This is a genomic window from Candidatus Zixiibacteriota bacterium, from assembly GCA_029860345.1.
Classification (GTDB): Bacteria; Zixibacteria; MSB-5A5; order GN15; family FEB-12; genus JAJRTA01.
Window position 1 is genome coordinate 266786 of record JAOUBJ010000004.1, and the last position, 21695, is coordinate 288480.

Here is a 21695-nt window from a genome sequence, read left to right on the forward strand (position 1 = left end):
AAACATGTGCTCTCTATGTCTTTGTTTGATGGTTTTTTGATTGTGGTGTAAGGCTCTCGTAAACAGCCACTTCAAGAATAGTCCGATTTATCAACAGGCGTTGCTTGACCGGGGGGGACGTATTCCGTAAATAGGCTCATGAAGAGAGTCAAATCACAAATTGTTGATAACATGTGGGCTGATTCGTTGTTGAATATCAGGTCTGTTATGCTATATGGATTTAGCGACAACCTGCAGGGCTGAAATTGTGGAACAAAATGTTGAAATCTAATCGCGGCAATACTGTGCTGTCCGTCAATTCGAACTGGGGCAACCGATTGATTAGCGGCCGTGATGTGGATAGATCAGGGAGGTAGCCAGAACATGCAAACGGAAATAGCCAATTCAAAGCAGTGGCGAGACTGCCTCAGTTACATGTCACGACGCATGAAAGAGCAGTCTTTCAACACCTGGCTCAAGCAGACGACCGGAGCACCGCTTGAGAATGGTGAATTCGTGCTAAGCGTACCCAATCAGTTTGTAGCTGACTGGATCAGCGGTCACTTTAGCGAGTTGATCACGGAAGCTTTCTATGAGGTCCTGGGGCAACCTTATGCCGTGCGATATGCCATAAATGAAAACGGTGGCTCGGAGCATCAGGTGGCTATTGAATTTGAAAAAGCAAAAGCCACCGCAGAAACGACCCGCCCGGTCAAGAGTGGTGATACTCCGCACCTGTCACAAAGATATCGCTTCAATTCTTTCGTGGTGGGTGATTTTAACCAGATGGCTCACGCGGCATCGATGGCTGTTGCCGATGCTCCCGGGATTACTCGCTACAATCCGCTATTCATTTATGGCGGTACCGGGTTGGGAAAGACGCATCTGCTTCAGTCTATAGGTCATCGTATTGTGGAGTTGTTTCCCAACAAGAGAGTGGTGTACGCCACCTCGGAGAAATTCACATCCGATTTTATCACGTCTATCTCCGAGGGAGCTGTCTCTCAGTTTACTCGGATGTATCGCGAGGTGGACGCCCTACTGATTGACGATATTCAGTTCCTAACCGGTAAGGAATCGACCCAGGAGCAGTTCTTTCACACTTTCAATTCTCTTTACCATTACGGCAAGCAGATAGTCCTTACCTCCGATCGTCCCCCGCGCGAAATCAAGGACCTTGAAGAACGGCTACTCTCCCGCTTTTCGTGGGGTTTGGTGACCGATCTTCAGGCGCCCGATCTTGAAAACCGTATGGCTATTTTGTACAAGAAGCTGACTTCCGAGGGGATATCTCTACCCGATGATGTTATTCGACTGGTCGCCGATACCGTCACCACCAACATTCGAGAACTTGAAGGCACTTTGATCCGGCTGGTAGCTTATGCATCACTCAAAAAAACCTCTGTCGATTTGTCGATGGCTCGCAAGCTTCTTTCTGACACATTCACCAGGCAGAAGAAACAGCTTACTATAGGCGCCATCCAGAAGACGACGGCCGATCATTTTGATATCGACCCCACCATGATGAAGGCCAAGAAAAAGACATCACACATCGCCCTGGCCCGACAAGTAGCCATGTATCTGGCCAGGTCGCTGACTGACAGTTCGCTTAAGGTGATTGGTGGTGAATTCGGCGGGCGGGACCACTCAACGGTTATTCACGCTTGCGATTTAATCTCGAAAAAAATGGCTGTGGAGCCTACATTTCGTGAGCGTATCGACCAAATTTCAGCATCATTGCTCTATTGATAAGGTGTGGACTGTACTGTGTGTAAGATGTTAGGTTTTGTTTTTGGCTTGAGTTGTGTGGAAAAGGTGTTGTGTTGTGGATGGAATGGTGGTAGGTTTGAGGATAAGTGAGGGTCACCCTAAGTGTCTAAACGCCCAGCTTATACGAAGTAAAAAAAGACGCTAAATGACAGCTGTGAACATTTTAACAGACCTTATTAATACTATTAGTTTGAGATATACTGGATTGTTTTAAGGATAAGTTGAGGATAACCTGACGGAGAGACATGAAATGAAGTTCTCGTTGCCCAAGTCTAAACTTACGAATTATCTGCAGCATATACTTCAGGTAGTACCAAGTAAATCTACTTTGCCGATTCTCACCAATGTGCTGATTGAGGCTTTGGAGAATAAACTGAAAATATCGGCGACCGATCTGGATGTTTCAATTACCGCCTCACTGGAGTGTAAGGTGAGCCGAAAGGGGTCAGCCTCTATTCCAGCCAAGATACTTTTCGATATCGTTAAGGAAGTTCCTGAATCGGAGATAGTGTTTGAGACTACCGGGTCACGCATGGAAATCAAAATACCGAACGGGTCCTATAAGATAGCTACCGTGGCGGCTGAAGATTTTCCAAAATTACCTGCGGTCAATACCAAAAAAGAGATCAAAATCGAGGGGGCCGGCCTGGTGAAGATGATTCGTAAGGTATCATTTGCCTGTTCCGATGATGAGACCCGCCCGGCCCTGAACGGTGTACTCTGGCAGACCCAAAGCGAACGGATGCAGATGGTGGCTACCGACGGGCATCGCCTGGCACGTATGTCTATCGAAAATACAAAACTGCGCGGAATAAACGAAGATGTGATCATTCCGCCAAAAGTACTCAACCTAATTCCGAAGTTTCTTGAAAATGAAACGCGGGAGATCGGGATTATTTTTGGTGAGAACAATATCATTTTCAACCTTGGTGATATCATCTTAACATCGCGGCTTATCGAGGGCCCCTACCCGAACTTCGAACAGGTTATTCCAACTGTTAACGATAAGAAACTGGTAGTATCCAAAGATGAACTGGCCGGCGCCGTGCGTCGGGTATCGATTCTATCAAACGTTCTGACGCACCAGGTTAGGTTTTCCGTCAAGTCCGGACGGCTGACTTTATCTACGACCAACGCTGATGTGGGTGGCGAGGGTATTGAAGAGTTGGATTGCGAGTACAACGGCGAGAACATTGAAATGGGATATAACGCTACATACGTGACCGAAATACTCGGAAAAATGGAAGGTGAAGAGGTGATTTTCGAATTATCGACGCCGGTGGCGGCTGGGGTAATATATGCTCCATCAATACCACGCAACGATTATCTCTGTCTCGTAATGCCGTTACGTCTGGCCGAGTAAAGCGGTCGTACCGCCGCAACCACCCACACTCAAGTGAGTATATCGACGGTGTAGACCATGCAGATCAAGTCTCTTTCCGTCGTTGGCTTTCGCAATTTCTCCTCTGTTAAGGTAGAGTTCTCAGATGGGGTAAATATCCTCTCGGGTGATAATGGGTCCGGGAAGACCAACCTTTTGGAAGCAATCCACACCCTCTGTCTTGGTCGCTCCCAGCGAGGCGCCGGTGACCAGGTGCTGTTAGGTTCGCAGTCGGATGTGTATAGGTTGGAGGGCGAGTTGCAAAACGAAAACGAGATATGTGATGTGACCGCCGCTTACCAACGAGGAGGACGCAAGAAACTGACAATTGACGGCCTGTCGGCCCGTCTATCTGAATTGTACGAACATTTCAGTGTTGTCTCGGCCGGGCCGGAGGACAATGGTGTGGTGGCCGACTCACCGTCGGTGAGACGTGCCTTTTTGGATATCCACCTAAGTCAACTCAGTTTTAGTTATCTTACCGACCTCAGTGACTATCAGCGAGCCTTAGCGCAGAAAAACGCCGCCTTAAAATCCGAAGGTGACAGTTCACCTTTTGATACTATCATGGTGGCTGTCGGCAGTCGTATCATGCATGCCCGAGCGAGGTTTATCGCCGACGTAAATCAACTGGCCTCTGCTTTTTATCGTCGGCTTTCCTCCGGCGAGGAGTTGGCAATTGAGTATCGGCCCTCGGTGTCGTTCGATCAAATACAATCAGATTCCGAGGCTATTGCGGCGAGCATGAAAGCTCGGTTAGAACAGATGCATAATCGCGAGGCGATCTTACAGACGGCTCTGGTGGGTCCGCACCGGGATGACATGTACTTTGGCCTGGCTGATCTTCCGGCCCGCAGTCATGGTTCCCAGGGGCAGTGGCGCTCGATTGCAATCGTGCTCAAACTGGCCGTATTTGATTTATTGAAGAAGCGACGTGGTCAGACACCTATTCTGCTTTTGGATGAAGTCTTCGCGGAGCTTGATGCCAAACGTTGCGACGCTCTAATCGGTGCATTTGGCGATATGGGGCAGCTTTTTCTAACCACGGCGGTGACGGCGCCGGATTCACTCAGGCAAAACAGTCGCAACTTTGAAATTGTGGACGGTAAAGTGGAAATGGTCGGTTAGGATGCCTCGACTGACGTTAACAAAAATCAGCAAGAGTTTTGGTCGGGTGAAGGTACTGGAGGACATTTCGCTGTCTCTCAAGGACGGTGAACTATTGGTGTTGTTGGGTCCTTCCGGCTGCGGCAAAACGACCTTGCTTAGAATGATTGCAGGCTTGGAGACAACCGATCAAGGAGAGATCTATCTCGATGAAACACGAATAGACGCCATGCGACCTCGAGACCGACAAGTGGCTATGGTGTTTCAGAATTATGCTCTTTATCCCCACATGACCATCGCGAAGAATCTGGCCTTTCCCCTCAAGATTGCGGGTGTGGACAAGGCCGAGATTGCAGATCGGGTGCTGCGAACGTCCAAGATGCTGGGGTTGTCAGAACGACTGACCGACAAACCTGGCATGCTCTCAGGCGGCCAGCGGCAACGGGTGGCACTGGGGCGAGCTATTATTCGAAAGCCACAGTTGTTTCTGTTGGATGAACCGTTATCCAACCTCGATGCCGATCTAAGGGCACGCATGCGACGCGAGATCGTAGACCTTCAGAAAATGCTCGGTGTCACGACAGTCTATGTCACTCACGACCAAACGGAGGCGTTGACTATGGCCGACCGCATTGCCGTGCTGCATGAAGGGAGTTTGCGGCAGGTCGGCACACCTGAGCAACTGTATCGCGATCCGGACTGTCTGGCTGTGGCTGAGTTTATCGGGCAACCAAAACTGAATGTGATACCCGTTCAAACTCCGGCAGAGTTGGCTCTGTTTGGTTTTTCAAATGAATCCATCGCACTGATGGCCGTTGAGTCCGGTGTACTACTGGGAATCAGACCGGAATCAATCCGCATTGTCGATGAGGGAAGCCATGAAGGAACCGTGACTGGGTGTGAATACCTGGGCAACCAGTACGTGCTTGAAATAGACTACAAGCAATTCAAGTTGACCGCAGCCGGCTGCAAAAAGCCGCTCTCGGCAGGCAACCACGTCCGATTTGATATCGAAAACGCGCAGGTTCTTGTTTTTGATCAAGAGAACGGCAACCGTTTGAGAGACTCGGGCGGTTGAACACCGCGTCTCCGGTGCCATCGTACTAACCTCTAGTTCAATCGGTTATCGTCGAGCGATAGGTCGATCACTTTTAATCTCATTAACTCCGGGTGAGGTTGGCCGACGGTTCACTAGTCCATACGCGACGTGGGTGGATTCACTCTTCGTTTGGAGAACGTCACTGTAGCCCCCCTCCTCCGTTTTTCCGACATCCACAAAACCCGCCCGCAAGGCCGTTTTGTTGGCCTTAATCCAAAAAACCCCTTGACTATAGGGCAAACCGGCCTTAATTTAACAGAGAATATCAGGTTACGTGTCTATTATACAGTCCGGCGGTCCCTTACCATTCGACGCAGGATATGTTCATACCCCTGGTCGGGTCCGACTGGCAAAATGACGGGATGAGGTAATTTATCGAGATATTCGCGTTTTGAATTCCAACATGTTCTATCTACGATGCAAAAGGAGGAGAGACGTATGAGGTAATCCCACTCCGACCAATGTTTGTCTGCTGACATTGAGCGGGAGTTGTTGAAGGAGAGTAACAAAATTCTTCACACTTAGCAGAATTCTATCTAGAGTAGTTTACAGAACCCCTAACTTACTGCACACTTGCAGAGAGGTTACTACATGCTTAAACTCTCAACTGTTTTCAAAGCCTTGGCAGCCTGCGCTCTGTTGATGGGTTTTGGACTGGTGGTTATCGGCTCAGATAGCCCGGTGCCAATCCAACCCCTGCCTCAGGGTGACGGCGCCGACTTTGAACTGAAAGAACAATTGGCCCCGGTGCACGAAGATCCTGAAGAGGATGTGACGCCGGACCAGTCAGTTATCGACCAAAAAGAACTCGAGCTGCTTGAAATGGCCACTCAGCACAGGTTCGAACTGGACCTGCGCTCGACGCCGATTCAGGTCGAGGCCAAGCAGTACATGCACCCGAGTGCGGAGCTGTTCTTTGAAGGCTTTAACGACGGCATTCCGCCAACTGGCTGGACCACGATTGTTAACAACGTCCAGACCTGGGCACAGGGCGACTATGCTCCCTATGAGGGACTGTATTACGCCACGTGTGAATATGATGCTACCTACTCAGGCAACCAGGACGAGTGGCTGATCAGCCCGTCGCTCAATCTGTCGGGCGGTACCGCCTGGGTGCTTGATTTCTGGTGGAATGGTAGTTACTACTGGTCGGTCGATCCTAACGACAACTGCGACCTGACGGTGAAAATCAGCACCGACGGCGGCTCCAACTGGGACGATCTCTGGACCGAGCCGACCGACGTTTGGACCAACTGGGAATGGTACAATGCTCAGATTTCGCTGGCCGGTTATCTGGTAGACGGCGTTCAAATCGCCTTTGTCTACACCGGTTACGACGGCGCCCAGTTCTCGGTTGACGCAATGTCGATCAACGATGCCGCCCCGCCGGTGGGTCGTTGCTGCTACGGCGTCGACATGCTCGAATGCCTGGATAACACCGAAGGTGAATGTGCCGCTCTGAGTGGTAACTGGACCCTCGGCCTGGACTGCACCACGCCGTGTCCTTCGGTACCGCCGAACGACAATCCGGAAAACGCTATCGTAATCGTCGACGGTGAAACCGTCACCGGTTCGACTCAGTCGGCCACTATCGATTGCCCCGGCGTGCTGGATTGGGAAGCTGTCTGGTATGTGTTTGAGGCTCCATACACTGAAAACGACGTGTATATCAACTACTGCGGCACTCCGCTGGACATTTACACGGTAGGAATTGTCGTCTATCCGGAAGTTCTTCCGCTGGACTGCAACTCATATATCATTGCCAACGGCTATGCCTTTAACGACTGTGGTGACGGCACCACCAACCCGGATATGAACTGGGATCGTCTCCCCGGACCGGCTACTTATCTGTTCCCGGTCTATACCGACGATGGTCTCAAGGGTGGAATGGACTTCTCGTTCGATTTCAGTCTGTCTGAGTCCGCTCCGCTGCCTCCGGGTGGTTCCTGCGGTGATCCTTATCCGCTCTCACTCGGGTCCGGCGATCTGCCGCACACCGAGAGCGGTCTGCTCACCTGCGGCATGGGCGATGTCTACAATGCTACCTGTCTGGGTTACTATGATGGCGGTGAAGACTTCATCATGGAACTTACCCTGACCGAAGCAATGGATCTTAAGATCACGCTCGATCCGATGGGTCTTACCTACTCAGGTGTGTCGATCTCCGATGCTTGTGGCACCTTCGATCCTTGTATCGACTACTCCACCAGCAGCAGCAGTGCCCCGCACAGCATTGACGGACTGTCATTGGCTGCTGGTACCTACTACATCATGGTCGACACCTGGCCGTCACCGGCCTGTCTACCGGCCTTCTCATTGACCTTCGAAGCGCCGCCGCCGCCACAAGCTGGTGACGACTGCGGCGATCCTTTCGTGGTTAAGTTGCCGGATGATATGGTTGACGATGAGTTCGCCCACACCAGCTATACCTGTGGCCGCACCGATAACTACGATGCGACCTGTCTGGGTTCCTACGACGGTGGCGAAGACATGATTTACATGCTCGACGTCGGCGCCGAGGTTACCATTGACCTGACCCTGAGCTCCGGTTCCACCTGGAAGGGTTTCTCGGTCGATGATGAGTGCCCGGACTCTGATAACTCCTGTATCGCCAAGGCCACCGCCTCCAGCGGCGACGTCACGATTCTGAATCTGACTCTGGCCGCCGGCTACTACTACATCCAGGTTGATACCTGGCCGTCACCGGATTGTATGCCGGACTTCAACCTGTTGATCGCTTTGGCGGGAGAGCCGGAACCCGGCGATGCCTGGCAAGACTGTGAAGCATTGGGCGGCGAAGTTGTCGACCTGGCCTTCACCACGGTCGGCTTCACGCCGGACGGTCCCCAGGGTTGCTTGTACTCGCCTAACCGCTGGTACTGTTACACCCCGGATTCCGACGGTCTCGGCTATGTCAAGCTGTGTGGTTCCAGCTACGATACCAAGCTGGCTGTCTACGACGGACTCGATCCGTACACCGCCGTGATGCTGGGCTGTAACGACGATGCCGACTGTTACAAGGACCGCTCCTTGCAGTCTGAGATATTGGATATCCCGTTTGTGAAAGACGTTCCGATCCTGATCGAAGTGGGTGGATATTCCAGTGCGACCGGTGCCGGTCTTCTCAACATAGGCGTTGACACCTGCACACCTCCGGACAATGACAACTGCGAAGGCGTCACCCCGGTCACGTTGCTCCACGGCGCAACAGAGACCTTTACGGGTGACAACAGTTGTGCCACCAACCAGTGCGCTTCCTTCCCGGGTCCGCACACCTGGCTGGCATTCACTCTGCCGACGCAGATGGATGTAACTCTGGATTACTGCACCAACTCACCGGCCTGGGGTAACGCCTGGTTGAACCTGGCCTATGGTTGCCCGTGCGACAGTTTCACTGCCGCAGGCGCTTATGAGTTCACCTCATGTGGTGACGGCAACGTCACTATCGTGTATGACGATCTGGCCGCCGGTACTTATTACTATCCGGTAATGAAGGATCCCGGTTATGGTTCAGTTGGTCCCTACACCATTCATGTGGTCGGCTTGGCTCCGTCTGAGTTGACGGCATCTCCGGCGTCGATCGACTTCGGAACCCAGCCGGCTGGTTCCCAGGGCAGCCAGACGCTGACCCTCGGCGCCAACGGCCCCGGAGATATCAATTTCTCCATTGGCTATGACTACTCCAAGGGGGCTATTCAGAGCAACGCCGTTCCTTACTCTGATCTTAGCCCTGTCGCCCCGGGTCCGAAACCGCCTTACGATGGCCCGCAGAATGTTCCTTCGGGTCAGAAACAGGGTGGCGACGATATCGGTTCGGCCACAGTGATCGCCGGGCTGCCGCATAGCAGCACCGGTACCACAGTCGGCTACACCGACGACTACGATGAAGCCTGTCCGTACACCGGATCGACTTCACCGGACGTTGTCTACTCGTTTGCGCCGGGTTCCAATATGATGATCGATATCGATCTCTGTAACTCCGGCTACGACACCAAGGTGTTTGTCTACGAAAACACGGTCGGCAACCTGGTCGATTGCAACGACGATGCCTGTCCGGGCTATCGCTCCGAGCTTCTCATGGTGCCGTTGACCGCAGGCAATACCTACTATATCTGCATTGACGGTTATGGCGGCGATGCCGGTGACTACGAACTGAATGTCACCCAGTACGAAGAGCCCGATCCGTTTGAATGTCCGCCAGGCGCCAGCACCGAAGCGGAAGCTTGCGGTGGCGACTCCAACGGCGGCTGCAACATGGCCTCGCCTGCGTTTGAGCCTATCAACTGCGGCCAGACCATCTGTGGTACGATCTGGGCCGATGGCGGCACTCGTGACACCGACTGGTACACCGTTGATTTCTTCGTTGAGACCGAAGTGACCTTCTCGGGAAGCGCCAACTTCGCGTTTGTCATCGGTTTCGTCGATACCTCCGACTGCGCCATCGCGGGAGCCCTCGATCCTTACGGAACAGGTAACCCGGATGATGTCGTCAGTGTCACTCGCACTTGTGGTCCCGGTACCTACTGGGTCTTTGTGAGTCACCAGGACTACTACGACCACCCGTGCGGCACCAACAACGACTACTGGATCAACCTGGATTGTCCGGACGGTCCGGTGCTCTGGCTGAGTGCCGATCCTACTTCGGGCGTCGTTCCGGCCGGTGGTACGCTGCCGATTTCGGTTAACTACGATGCGACCGATCTCACCGACGGTGTGTACGACGCCGCGTTGAAGATCACTCACGACGGACGTGGTGAGAAGATCGTGCCGTGCACGATTACCATCGGTGATGCTGTCCAGCCGGATACTCTCGTAATCGATCCTGCGGTCATCAACGCCATGATGATCAACGAGTACGAGGACATGGACGGACACATCTACATGGGTGACGACCTCGGCGTCCTCAATATGGACATGGGTTCCATGACCATAGGAAACGGCCGAGCCACCATTCCATGTGCCGGGGAATACATCGCGTATTACCCGGGACTGACCGATCCGGTGATGATGCTGACTTTCGACCTTGCTGACTTCACAATGATGTACAACGAGGGCCTGATGTGGGATTGCGACAGCCGCAGTTACACCGTATATGGTACCGACGACAACGGCGCCTTCGCCGCCAGTGACGACTTTACCTATTGCGGTCACATTTCAGGCGACTTGAACCTTGATCACATCGTTGATATCTCCGATCTGGTCTTCATGGTCGACTACATGTTCGGTGGCGGCGACGCTCCCGTACTTCTGGAAACTGCGGATGTGAACGCAGACGGCGAGGTTGATATCGCCGATCTGGTCCACTTCGTGGATTGGATGTTCCAGGGTGGAGCCGCTCCACAGCATCCGTAAGCACATTTCTTGATACGATGTCCATACCCGCCGGCTTCGCGCCGGCGGGTTTTTCTATGGCTGGCGCGCTGGTTGAAATAGGAGATACCTGACATCGCAATCATTGTCGATAGATAAACTCAAGACACCGAGTGTGCGTGCTGTACGTCCTCGTGCACCACGTTGTCCGGCGCAAGAGGCTTGTTGATGAACCCACGGAACCGTCATTGCGAAGTACGCCTTGCGTGCCGTGGCAATCTCAATTCGTAATTGGAGCTCCACCCTTCGACTGCGCTCAGGGTGACAGAGGATGAGATTGCCGCGCTCCTCCGCCGACGGCGGATCGTTCGCAATGACGCCAAGCGGGACCTGTTTAACAAGCGCCGGTGGCGGGCCAAAGGAGCCTGCACAATATAAATCTATTACGATGGTTCGTCGGACTCGATCGGGAGCACCACTGTGAATGTTGTACCGCGCCCGACTTCGCTGTCGACCTCTATTCCACCGTGATGATCCCGGATGATCTGATAACAGATGGAAAGACCCAGCCCGGTACCAACACCTACCCCCTTGGTTGTGAATCCGGGATCAAATACCTTCGGCAACTGCTCGGCCGGAATGCCGTGGCCATTGTCACTGAAGGCAATCCTGATATGTCCATCACGCACCAAGGTCGTGATTTTGATTTCACCCTGACCGCTGATCGACTGGCTGGAATTAATCAATAGGTTCAGGAAGACCTGGTTGAGCTGACCGGGATAGCAGTTGATGCGGGGAAGGTCACCATAATCCCTGACTATCGTAATGCTGTGTTTGATCTCATGATGGATCAAGGTCAGGGTATCTTCGATTCCTTCATGAATGTCGGCGTTGAGAAGTTCCGCTTCATCCAGGCGGGCAAAACTGCGCAAGCGTCGAACGATGTTGGTGACCCGTTGGCTGCCGGTAGTGATCACCCGGTTGGCATCGTCGATTGTGGAAAGATAACTGAACAGACGGCGTGTCAGTTCATTGCTTTGGTCACCTGCTTGTTCGAGGGCAGTTTTGAGTTTATCCACAGACCGCACCAGAGTATCGTGCATGCTGTTGATAGCGCCGAGAGGTGTATTGATTTCATGCGCAACACCGGCCACCAACATGCCGAGCGAAGCCATCTTTTCAGACTGAATCAGTTGAGTCTGGGCATCGCGCAATTCCTGATTTGCATTCTCCAATTCGTCCACGAGTTTCTTCATTTGGGAAACGTCGCGGCCGATACCGACGTAGTAGTTGTTTCGATTCGATTCATCTTTGATGGGGAAGATTGAAATGTCAACAGTTCGTTCCTGTCCGTCGGCGGCGGTGTGTGTGTTCTGAACGCGGTAGCTGCCGGATTGCTGGATTTGCCGGTGGCACTCCTGGGCGCAATCAATAGGTAGTACTTTGTCGAAACTGCACCCTTTGAGGTCTTCGGCCGTCTTGCCGGCAAGTTCCTTGTGGGTTGGATTGCTCTCGACGTATTTTCCGTTGTCGTCAATCACCACGATCCCATCGTTGGAACTCAGGTAGATTTCACGATACAGCTTTAGCTGTTCCTCCGCTTGTCTGCGTGCCGTAATGTCGTACAGGCCGCCCATGATGACTTGTTCACCCGAAATATTGGTAATGGCCAGAGAGAAGATTGTCCAGAGCGGTTGGCCACCTTTTTTCTTGAGGCGAACCTCGTAATTGTCTATGCGGCCGTCGCGCATGAGAATCTCCAACAGGCGCCGACGATCCTCCACATCGTAGTAGAAGTTGGGCGACAATTGCCCAAGGAGTTCATCCTTGGTATAGTCCATCAGTTTGGCCAGGTTGTTATTGACGTAGAGAATACGACCGTCGTCAAACCTGGTTACAATCAGCGGCACCGGCGACACGTCGACAATGGCGCGCAGTTGTTGATCCGCCTTTATCAAGGCCGCCTCTGCCGATTTCAACTCCGTGATGTCGGTGATGAACTCAAGCAACGCCGGCTCCCCTTCCCATTCGATCTCGACCGTGTTGAGTTGAAGCCACAAAAGCGAATCATCGGCGGTTCTTATCCGGAGACTGTAGCTGGTGGGCAGTGTTTCACCCCGCAGACGCATAGCTTTGAACTCCTGACCCTTGGCGCGATCGGCGGGATCGAGCAGATCGATCTTGTCACGATTTGTCAGTTCTTGCGCACTGTAGCCGGACATCCGCGACATGCTGGGATTGACAAAAATGTAGCGTCCCTCGCGGCTCACGCCGATGCCCTGCGGAACATTTTCGAACAGCAGTCGATACTTCTCCTGGGCGGCCGTAAGTTCAAGTTTGTGCCGTCGCAAACGGATACGCAGAGTAACAATATGGGTCAGGCTCATGGCTCCAATGATAGCAACCAGGCTTCCCAACAACCACTTGAGTAGCAGCCATCCGGTGACGGCTTTGGTTGGCGCCCAGCGGTCAAAAATGTCGGCCAACTCCTCATCTTGAATCTGCCCAATTCCAGCATCAACATGCGCCAGCAGATCAAGCCGGCCTTCGGCCACACCGGCGCACAAACGTCCCACATAGAGCGTTTTGAACGCTCGAAAGTCGTCATCAATACTGTAGGTTTTCAGGAAATGTGCAGCGCTGGGGGAATCCATAGCCAGGGCGTCTACTTCGCCGGATGCTGCTGCTTGCACCGGTCCCTCGAAGCTATTGAATTCATGTACCGTTAGAAACGGATAATACTTTTTCAGGAAGTCGCCCGCTCGATCACCTCGTGTAACCGCGATCGTCCGTCCGGCCAGATCAGTGTAATCAGCTACCGTTAGGGTCTTGCGAACCAGCAGGGCCGTTTTGATTTCAATCAACGTTTGCGAGAAGTCGAACTCACGGTCGCGTTCCGGCGAGTAGAACGCGCCGGCCAGAATGTCTACTTCGCCGGCGCGAACGCGCTTAAGACACTCATCCCATGGCGCCGGTTCGAACCTGATGGGGCTGCCTGTTTTTTGCGACCACAGCCGCCAGTAGTCGATCAGGATTCCCATTGACCGGCCGGAACTGTCGACATAACAAATCGGTCGATAGTCAAGCGAGTGGGCGATGGTTATGGAATCTGTCGGTTCGTTCGGCAGGGCGGCGGCCGCGACATTGGGCGATCCCAGCGTTACAAACAGGCATACCGCCAAAGCCGAAAGCATGGCACATTGCTTTGCTGGTCTTGTGAAATGGGTCACCGGGTCACCGACTTACTTGTTATAACAGGGTTTGTCCGTCATGTCATATCATGATACTGATTGTAAACCGCTCATGCAAGCCACACCTGTCAGCCTTGTATTGCGATATCCGCGAGATCATTCTATTTCAAATGTTGCAGTTCACCCCTTACGGACAGACCGGCGGCAGCGGCCCGGCGTTGAACATGTAGTCAATGAGAAACACCAGATCGGCAATATCGGGGCCTGCCCCACTGGCGTCGATATCCGCCTCCATAGGACAGCCAAACCCGTCACCGTCGTTGAACATGAAGTCGACAATCCAAATAAGGTCGGCGATATCGATCATAGCGCCACCGGCATGATCGATGTTGCCGCGCAGCGTACAACAGCAGGCGTCACCGACATCGTCTCCGTTAGTATCCGCCTGATCGGGGTTGGCTATCGTCGGGCAGTTGTCAATGTCGCCGCAGACAGTATCGGCATCGATGTCGTTATCGGGATCGTTGGGACAATCATCGCATAGATCACCAAGGCCGTCCAGGTCCACATCGGACTGGGTGGGATTGTAATGCGACGGGCAATTGTCGTCCGGACACGAGTTTTCCGGATGACCCGGGTCGCCGAAACCGTCGGCGTCTGTATCGATACACACGTAGAACGAACCCACAAACGTTTCATCGATTTCGGAAAATGCAGACCACTGATCCTCGGCATCCTGCGCGCGCACTTTGTAGTAGTAAACCCCGGTCGGTTTTTCGGCGAAACTATACGAAGTGTCGGGCAGATCGGAGGCGATTATGGTCTTTGTGCCAAACCCTTCGACCGGATAGATATCGTCGACGTAGATACCCTCACCGGCTACCGATGCATCGGTGTGGTACGAGACTCGTATGTAAATCAACTGACCCAGATAGGCGGCCAGATTGAAGCTCGCTTCGATCCATCCTCCCGAGGAGCCGGTTATGCCATTGCCGCGATTGTTGCCGTAGGGATCATAGTTGGTGGTGATGCTGCCGGCAATGGGATTGAAAACGGCGCCGTCGGTGGACACTTCCACGTAGGCGTAATCCCAATCTTCTTCGATGTCGTACCATAGCCAGGCTATCACGCTGTCTTCTCCGTACACCTGGATTGGGTTGGCGGTCTCTACGTATCTCTGCCAGTTGTGGCCGGAGTCGGAGTAGAAACTGGATGGGAACGAATGATCGCGCGCCGTAGATATGGAGAATTGATTGTTGGTCCAATTGTCAAAATCGTCAGCCGGGTCGAATATTCGCTGGAGGTTCTGCATTTCCATCAACTCGTACCGCACCGCCGGGTTCAAGGTGTCATCATGACTCCAGGCAACCTCGTAGCCGATGCTGTCCACACTGTCGGCAACGAATAACAGGGGCGCCTCCGGCGGAGCGATCTGGTGGATGCTGCCTGCAACTTCAATCAAGTACAGCGCCGCACCCAGGTTTTCCTGGACCAGTGGTTCCACCCGATTCAAGGGCGGCCAGAAATTGTCACTGTAGGAACCTACTTCGATTGACAGCGCGAAGTTTTTGTTTTTGATCGTCTGCTCTCCATACCCCCAGTCGACCGTGCCGCCGTTTACGAGATAGAGGCCGGTAATCGGATAAGGTGCGTATCCACCGGTGAGAACCTGCATCGAGTCGCCTAAAACGGCAAACAAGTCATTGTCGGGGCAAAGAATGTAATCGTACCCCCATGGCCAGAGAATCTCGTTACCGTGAGCATGGTAGTCCATGGTGATAACGAAATTGCGCGAGGCAATAAAGTCACGCATGTTTTGCGACTCAGGCTCCGAGAACGGCCCCGTGCCGCGATAGGTCGGATCATCGGGCCAGGGTGAGGAGCCTTCGTCGTCGTAGCCCCACTGGTATCCATAGTTTCGGTTGAGATCGACGCCGAAAGAACCATCACCGTTGTCGCGACGGTTCTTGCGCCACATACCGCCGCCGTTTGGTTCGATCACCTGATTGTGGTAATAGCCATCGGGATTAGCCGGCACGATAAACCAGATTTCGCGGGTATTCACGAGTTCTGTAATATGCGGATCGATTCCATAGTAGTCGGTGAGTGTATCCATAATAGCCAGGCAGACCTCGGGTGTAATAACCTCGCGGGCGTGGATGGCGGCGTGAAACAGGATTTCCGGTTCATCTTCGTCGGTCGTGGGATTGTCGGACAGCTTGACCGCCCAAATGGGACGTCCCTGGATAGTGTAGCCGATATTGAGCTTGGGGGCGACAGTGTTGCGGTGTTCATTGATGATGCCGTCGATATAGATATTGATCTCATCGAGCGTTTTGTAACCACCCATGTCTTTGGACAGATCAAGCCGTGACTGGTTGTACGCTACTACATCTTCGATGACGATCTCGGTTCTGAATCCGGCGCTTTCAATTGTCTCGAACTCAGCCTGATCGGCAACCACCTCTATATAATTGTCCTTCTGATATACCTGATCGAGGTGCAGGGTGCGGAGTTTCGAGTACTCGGTTTTGGCGTCAAGGTAAACCCGCACTTGCATCAGTTTGGAATCGGCGGCTGATGCTGCGGGAGTGGTCATCAACAGAAGCAGAATAACAAAGAGCAATCTGATCTTCAAGTTGTCCTCCGAATGCGGTGAATCAAGTCTGTCAGCAACAATATAGCGACAAATCGACTCAATCCAAGGCGAAACCGAAAACTCTTCTCTCCTGGCGTTGACAAAAATGGATTTCCTGATATCTTATAGTCAGACATCACGTACTCATCGGGAAGAGACCAACTATGAGAACGACTTCCATATTATTGAGTTATCTATTGCCGTTGCTTATTGTCGCTGCCGGTTCGGTTGGGACAGCCAATGCAGGCGATCAAAGCTACCCCCAATTCGTAGATTGCTCACCCAGAATGTCCGGCGACCATTGTGATTCGTTTTACTTTCAGGTGCGAGCGGAACTACCTGAGAGGGATCATCCTAACAATGCCAACATCCGCTACCATCTTATGTCCGGACCGGGGGAGATCGACGAGCATACCGGCTGGTGGCATTGGTATACTGACACCGCAACCTTCTCCTGGTGGCATTCGGTTGAGATTGCTGCTTCGGTCGGCCATAGCCCGATGCATACGACGCCACCGGAGGAGTACTGCCGGTTCATGGTGGAACCGCAGGATGTATTCAGCCGTATCCTTCTGGATGGACAGCCGCACCGGTCGATCTTTTTCGTCACAGCCCCGGGGGTACATGAATTCGACATTGAAATAGTTGACCCGGATGAGTGTGACGCACCGACAGTGGAGATATTTCGCGTATGGTATCCACCCGCGGGTTCGCTTTATATCGAGAATGACAAGCTGATCTTTGAGGCGGCTGAGGCTGACCAGGGCAAGAAGTTCCAGGTTACTCTCCATACGCCGGGCGGTCCTCCCACCCCGGTGCATGAGTTCTACTTCGATACACGAGAAAACATACCCACCCCGGTGTTCTATCGCTGCTCAGACGACATAACTATGACGGCGTGTGACGAGGTTCATTATGCACCGTTGGCGCGCTTTCCGGATTCTGTGAGTAGTAGTGGGATACTCTACGATCTGGTCAGCGGCCCGGGCCATATGGTGGGAAACTGGCATTGGACTTTCGAACCGACAGTAGCGGATATCGGTCAGACTTATGAGGTCGAAATCGCGGCTCGTTATGGACCGGTCGTTACCAGCGGCGATGAGAACTGCCGCTTCAATGTGACAGTAATCGAGCAACCTGTCGGCATTCATCCCATGGATTTCACCTGCGGTGAGCCTATAACGATCCCATCGGAGATTTCATCTTCGTTCAATATGCGGGTCTTTGCCGGCGACTGTTCTAAGACACGGGTTAGAGTGGCAGAGGTGACACCCTCGTTCGTCGGCACGATAGATGTGGTTGAGAATCGCGGATCGAACAGTCCCAACAGAGAGACTCATCGTTTGACGGTTTTGCCGGACAGTCTGGATGGAGATCAGACGTTCCATCTGGTGATCGAGTGCATTAGTATTTCAGGGGAGTATTACAGCTGTGAAATAGATCTGGTGGTCGAGGAGTTACAACCGTACCGGATAGTTATCCAGACATTGGAGGAGGTGCAGCAGGGTGAACACGCCTATGTCGACGTGGTGCTGGAGGAGGGCAACATACCGATGGGCGGATTCAGTTTCTCTTTGACCCATAACGTATCGGCCCTGATGCCGGTAGGCGCAAGTCCGGGACCGTTCTTCCAGCAGTGTAATTGGGCGGACCTCGAATTCCATCGCGGTCCCATCGGACCGCCGCAGGACGATCTGCCGCCGGGACTATTTCGCGTATCAGGGCAAGCCGGCCATAAAGGAGACACTCTTCGGCCGACTTGCTTTTTTCCCGATAGTTTACCTGCGACACTGTTTACGATTGATTTTCTGGTCACCAATGACCGGACGTTTGAATGCGATTCACCTCCGGTCGACTTCTTCTGGCAGCACTGTTTCGACAACAGGATTTCATCGAAAACCGGTCGAGATATCTTCATGTCGCGTGAGGTCTTCGATAGCGAGGGCAGTCTGCTGACGCCGGAGACGATCCCGTCGTATTCCGGGGCGCCGGATAGCTGTCTGGATGGTTCGCGAGGTGACCAAACTCATCGCCTGATCGATTTTTACGGCGGAGCCTTACATATAGCCTGTGACACCACCGGCTGGTGTCAACCGGGTGACTTGAACTCCGACGGGGTACCTTTCCAGGTGTCCGATGCTGTTCTCTACACCAATTACTTTGTCAGAGGTTTGTCGGTGTTTAGCGACACGACCTGTATAGCCGAACGCAGCGATGCCAATCAGGACGGAATCCCGCTGTCGATTGCGGACCTGCAGTACATTATCCAAATAATCGTCGGTGATGGCGACCCCTATTTTCAGTGGGACAGCACATCCTCAAACCCGGCTATCTTCAGACAGGCGTCTGATGGTGTGGCGAGTGTGTCCACCCCGGACACTCTGGGTCCGGTTTGGTTTCATTTCGGCGGCGTCGTTACACCGCAGAATCTGACCGATGTTGTCGGCATGGATTACCATCACCGCTCCGATTCGACAACAAGTGTCTGGTTGGGATCATTAAGCGGCGGCCGCATCCCGGCCGGGCCGCTGCTTGGCAATGTCCATGCGCCGCTGCTGGAAGTACAGACCTGCACCTATACCGGCGCCAAAGTCGAGGCGATTATCGATCAAGTATTGGGTATCGACGTAGACGATGGAATCGTGCCGACGGAATATGCGTTGGAACAGAACTATCCCAACCCGTTCAATAATTCTACGGTCATACAGTTCGATCTGCCACAAGCAGGCGACGTGAGAATCAAGATATATAATGTACTCGGCCGCGTTGTCTATCAGAAGACACAGTACTTCGGGCACGGTCGAAAGGAGTTTGTCTGGGACGGGCGTTCGATGGCCGGAGGAGAGGTTGCCGCCGGTGTCTATTTCTACCGTCTGGAGTCGGGGTCGTTCACCCAGACCAAGAAGATGCTGCTGCTAAAGTAATTGACAGATGAGCCATAAACGGCTCTCTTGCGCTTCGCTCGTATACAACTTTACCCTCAGCGGGAAAGGGCCCAGCGCAACTTGAATTACATGCGCCCGACCTTTTGGGACGTACCTCGGTCAAAGACTCTCCAATTTTATGGTTGATATAGACAGCCGGTGCACCTAACCTCTGGAGTATGATACACCGAGTTGCTCTATGTTTACTGCTCTGTCTGTTCGCTTCGAAAACGGTGGCGCAGGATAGCACCGGTCTGAGCCCGGAACAGTTCGGACTGATGCATCTTTCCGAGTATCTGGGGCTGAAGCCGTCCGATATCAGCTTCCGCCCCGACTATACCGAGCCGGACTCGTTTCGACTCCAGATCATATCCGATCTGATGGTGCGACCTCTTCAGATGATCGACTACACGCAGATGCTCAAAGATGCCCACGTGCCGACCCAGCCTGAGGTGTTGGCCGGGATTCTGTTCTCCGACCTGGCCGGCGAGGGCCAGACCGTTCGAGCCCGGCCATATCGAGGCGATCCGTCGGAAGTTGCCCGGCAGTACAACCTGCACTATAGGAACGAAGACCTGAATCGTTTGTTGACCAGGGCGGCGATCTATCTTAATGTCATCTTTCCCGGCTCAACCGAAATGATGCTCTCGAAACTCACCCCGGCCCAACGGAAGTTCTTGACCGTAGAACTCAAGGAACTGATTGTCGAACACGTTGAGCATGAGTTCTTCACGGTCGAGCAGTCCGACTCGGTGGAGAAAGTCGAAGAAGGATATGCCGAGGAGTTTGCCCAATTCGGACACCTGATCGACCCCGATCCGGTCATAGCGGCCGGGATTGATTGTCTGCGTGAAGTACTGCTTGAGTCTCAGAACCTTAGACGGAAACTACAATCCGGCGACGTCCATCAGATGCTTACCACCACCGGATATCTGCCGGACGATGCCGACCGGGAGGCCTATCTCGGTTTTCAGTCCGGATGGAAGGTCGGCGGTCCCGGTAATGACTACTATGAAGGCGACTTCAGCTTTATCGTCGATTTGGGCGGCAACGATGTTTACAATCTCGAATATGATCCCGATAATCCTCACGGCGTAATCATAATCGATTTGAGCGGTAATGATATATATCGCACCGAAGATGATTTTGGACTGGCTTCCGGCTGTCTATCGGTGGGCCTGCTGGTGGATTTCGGCGGTGATGATCGTTACGACGCCAAATCGTTCGCGCTCGGCTCAGGCTTTTTCGGATTCGGGTTGCTCTATGACGCCGAGGGGATCGACCGCTACGAAGGCGACACTCATGTCGAAGCCGCCGCCGTGTTCGGTTTGGGATTGCTTATCGATGAAGGTGGCCGCGACATCTACAACGCTGCTTTGTACGCTCAGGGATTCGGCGGGGTCGGTGGCATCGGACTGATCTATGACAGCGACGGTTCCGACAGCTACTACGCCGGCGGAAAGTACAAAGACATACTGCGGTATGAGGATCACTACTTGTCATTGTCGCAAGGATTCGGTTACGGCGTGCGTCCGTGGATGTCAGGCGGCATCGGCGCCATTATCGATCTGAAGGGCAACGACTCTTACTACTCCGATATTTTCGCGCAGGCGGCCAGCTACTGGTGGTCGCTGGGGTTCATATACGATTCATCCGGTAATGACAACTACCAGTCATTCCAGTATGCCCAGGGAGCGGCCACACACATGACGCTGGGAATCTTGATCGACGATTACGGCTCCGATGCCTATTTCGGCAAGGGTTTGATGCATGGTTGTGGTCACGACTATGCCGCCGGTATCCTTCTGGACCGACACGGCAACGATACCTACACCGCCTACGACCTCTCGCAGGGGGCAGGCTCGGCCAACGGTGTCGGCTTGCTGATCGACAGCGAGGGGGAGGATCGCTATTTTGTCAAGAATCCGCTTAATACACAAGGGTATGGCAACCCGCGCAGGGACTTTGGCTCGATAGGCTTGTTCATCGATCTTGGCGGCGCCGATCAGTACCTGGGTAACGGGCGCAACGATTTCTACTGGCGAACCGATTCCAAGTGGGGCGGCGGCATGGATATCGAGTTGAACCCGGTCGACAGCAGCGAGGGGGATCAATGAGACGGCAATATGTGAGAAGTGCGGTGCCCCCGAACCGTTGTGTCGGGTCTTGGACACGCCGGAGGCGTGGTTGTGACCCGACAACGAGCAACGTGACCCAAAGTGGCTGCGGGTCACACGAATTCGCTTACGCGACTGCGCAGGACCCGCCGCAACATGCGGCAAGGGCTTTCTCAACA

The 21695-nt window shown here is 53.3% G+C and carries 9 protein-coding genes; 7 read left to right on the forward strand and 2 right to left on the reverse strand.

Annotated features, from left to right (window positions below):
- Nucleotides 1-363 precede the first annotated feature (363 nt).
- The 5 genes from dnaA to OEV49_06275 all read left to right on the forward strand — a co-directional run bounded on the left by dnaA (nucleotide 364) and on the right by OEV49_06275 (nucleotide 10688).
- Nucleotides 364-1728, forward strand: coding sequence for a chromosomal replication initiator protein DnaA (gene dnaA, locus OEV49_06255; GenBank protein ID MDH3890668.1), 1365 nt, complete (start codon nucleotides 364-366; stop codon nucleotides 1726-1728).
- A gap of 271 nt (nucleotides 1729-1999) precedes the next feature.
- The gene (gene dnaN / locus OEV49_06260; GenBank protein ID MDH3890669.1) at nucleotides 2000-3112 is read left to right on the forward strand and encodes a DNA polymerase III subunit beta; all 1113 of its coding nucleotides are present in this window, start codon (nucleotides 2000-2002) and stop codon (nucleotides 3110-3112) included.
- Between the two features lie 57 nt (nucleotides 3113-3169).
- Nucleotides 3170-4258, forward strand: a complete 1089-nt coding sequence (locus tag OEV49_06265; protein ID MDH3890670.1) for a DNA replication/repair protein RecF — start codon at nucleotides 3170-3172, stop codon at nucleotides 4256-4258.
- 46 nt (nucleotides 4259-4304) lie between these two features.
- Nucleotides 4305-5315 (forward strand): ABC transporter ATP-binding protein, encoded by a 1011-nt coding sequence (locus tag OEV49_06270; protein ID MDH3890671.1) that lies wholly within the window; start codon nucleotides 4305-4307, stop codon nucleotides 5313-5315.
- A gap of 612 nt (nucleotides 5316-5927) precedes the next feature.
- Complete coding sequence (locus OEV49_06275) at nucleotides 5928-10688, forward strand: choice-of-anchor J domain-containing protein (protein ID MDH3890672.1); 4761 nt, start codon at nucleotides 5928-5930, stop codon at nucleotides 10686-10688.
- A gap of 401 nt (nucleotides 10689-11089) precedes the next feature.
- On the opposite strand, the gene OEV49_06280 is transcribed toward OEV49_06275, so the two are convergent.
- Nucleotides 11090-13840 (reverse strand): PAS domain S-box protein, encoded by a 2751-nt coding sequence (locus OEV49_06280; GenBank protein ID MDH3890673.1) that lies wholly within the window; start codon nucleotides 13838-13840, stop codon nucleotides 11090-11092.
- A 184-nt stretch (nucleotides 13841-14024) separates the two neighbouring features.
- Nucleotides 14025-16475, reverse strand: coding sequence for a M14 family zinc carboxypeptidase (locus tag OEV49_06285; protein ID MDH3890674.1), 2451 nt, complete (start codon nucleotides 16473-16475; stop codon nucleotides 14025-14027).
- A 164-nt stretch (nucleotides 16476-16639) separates the two neighbouring features.
- Between OEV49_06285 and OEV49_06290 the strand changes: the two genes are divergently transcribed.
- On the forward strand, nucleotides 16640-19399 hold the full coding sequence (locus OEV49_06290) for a T9SS type A sorting domain-containing protein (GenBank protein MDH3890675.1): 2760 nt from the start codon (nucleotides 16640-16642) through the stop codon (nucleotides 19397-19399).
- Nucleotides 19400-19578: 179 nt separating this feature from the next.
- Nucleotides 19579-21516 (forward strand): hypothetical protein, encoded by a 1938-nt coding sequence (locus tag OEV49_06295; GenBank protein ID MDH3890676.1) that lies wholly within the window; start codon nucleotides 19579-19581, stop codon nucleotides 21514-21516.
- Nucleotides 21517-21695: the final 179 nt, after the last annotated feature.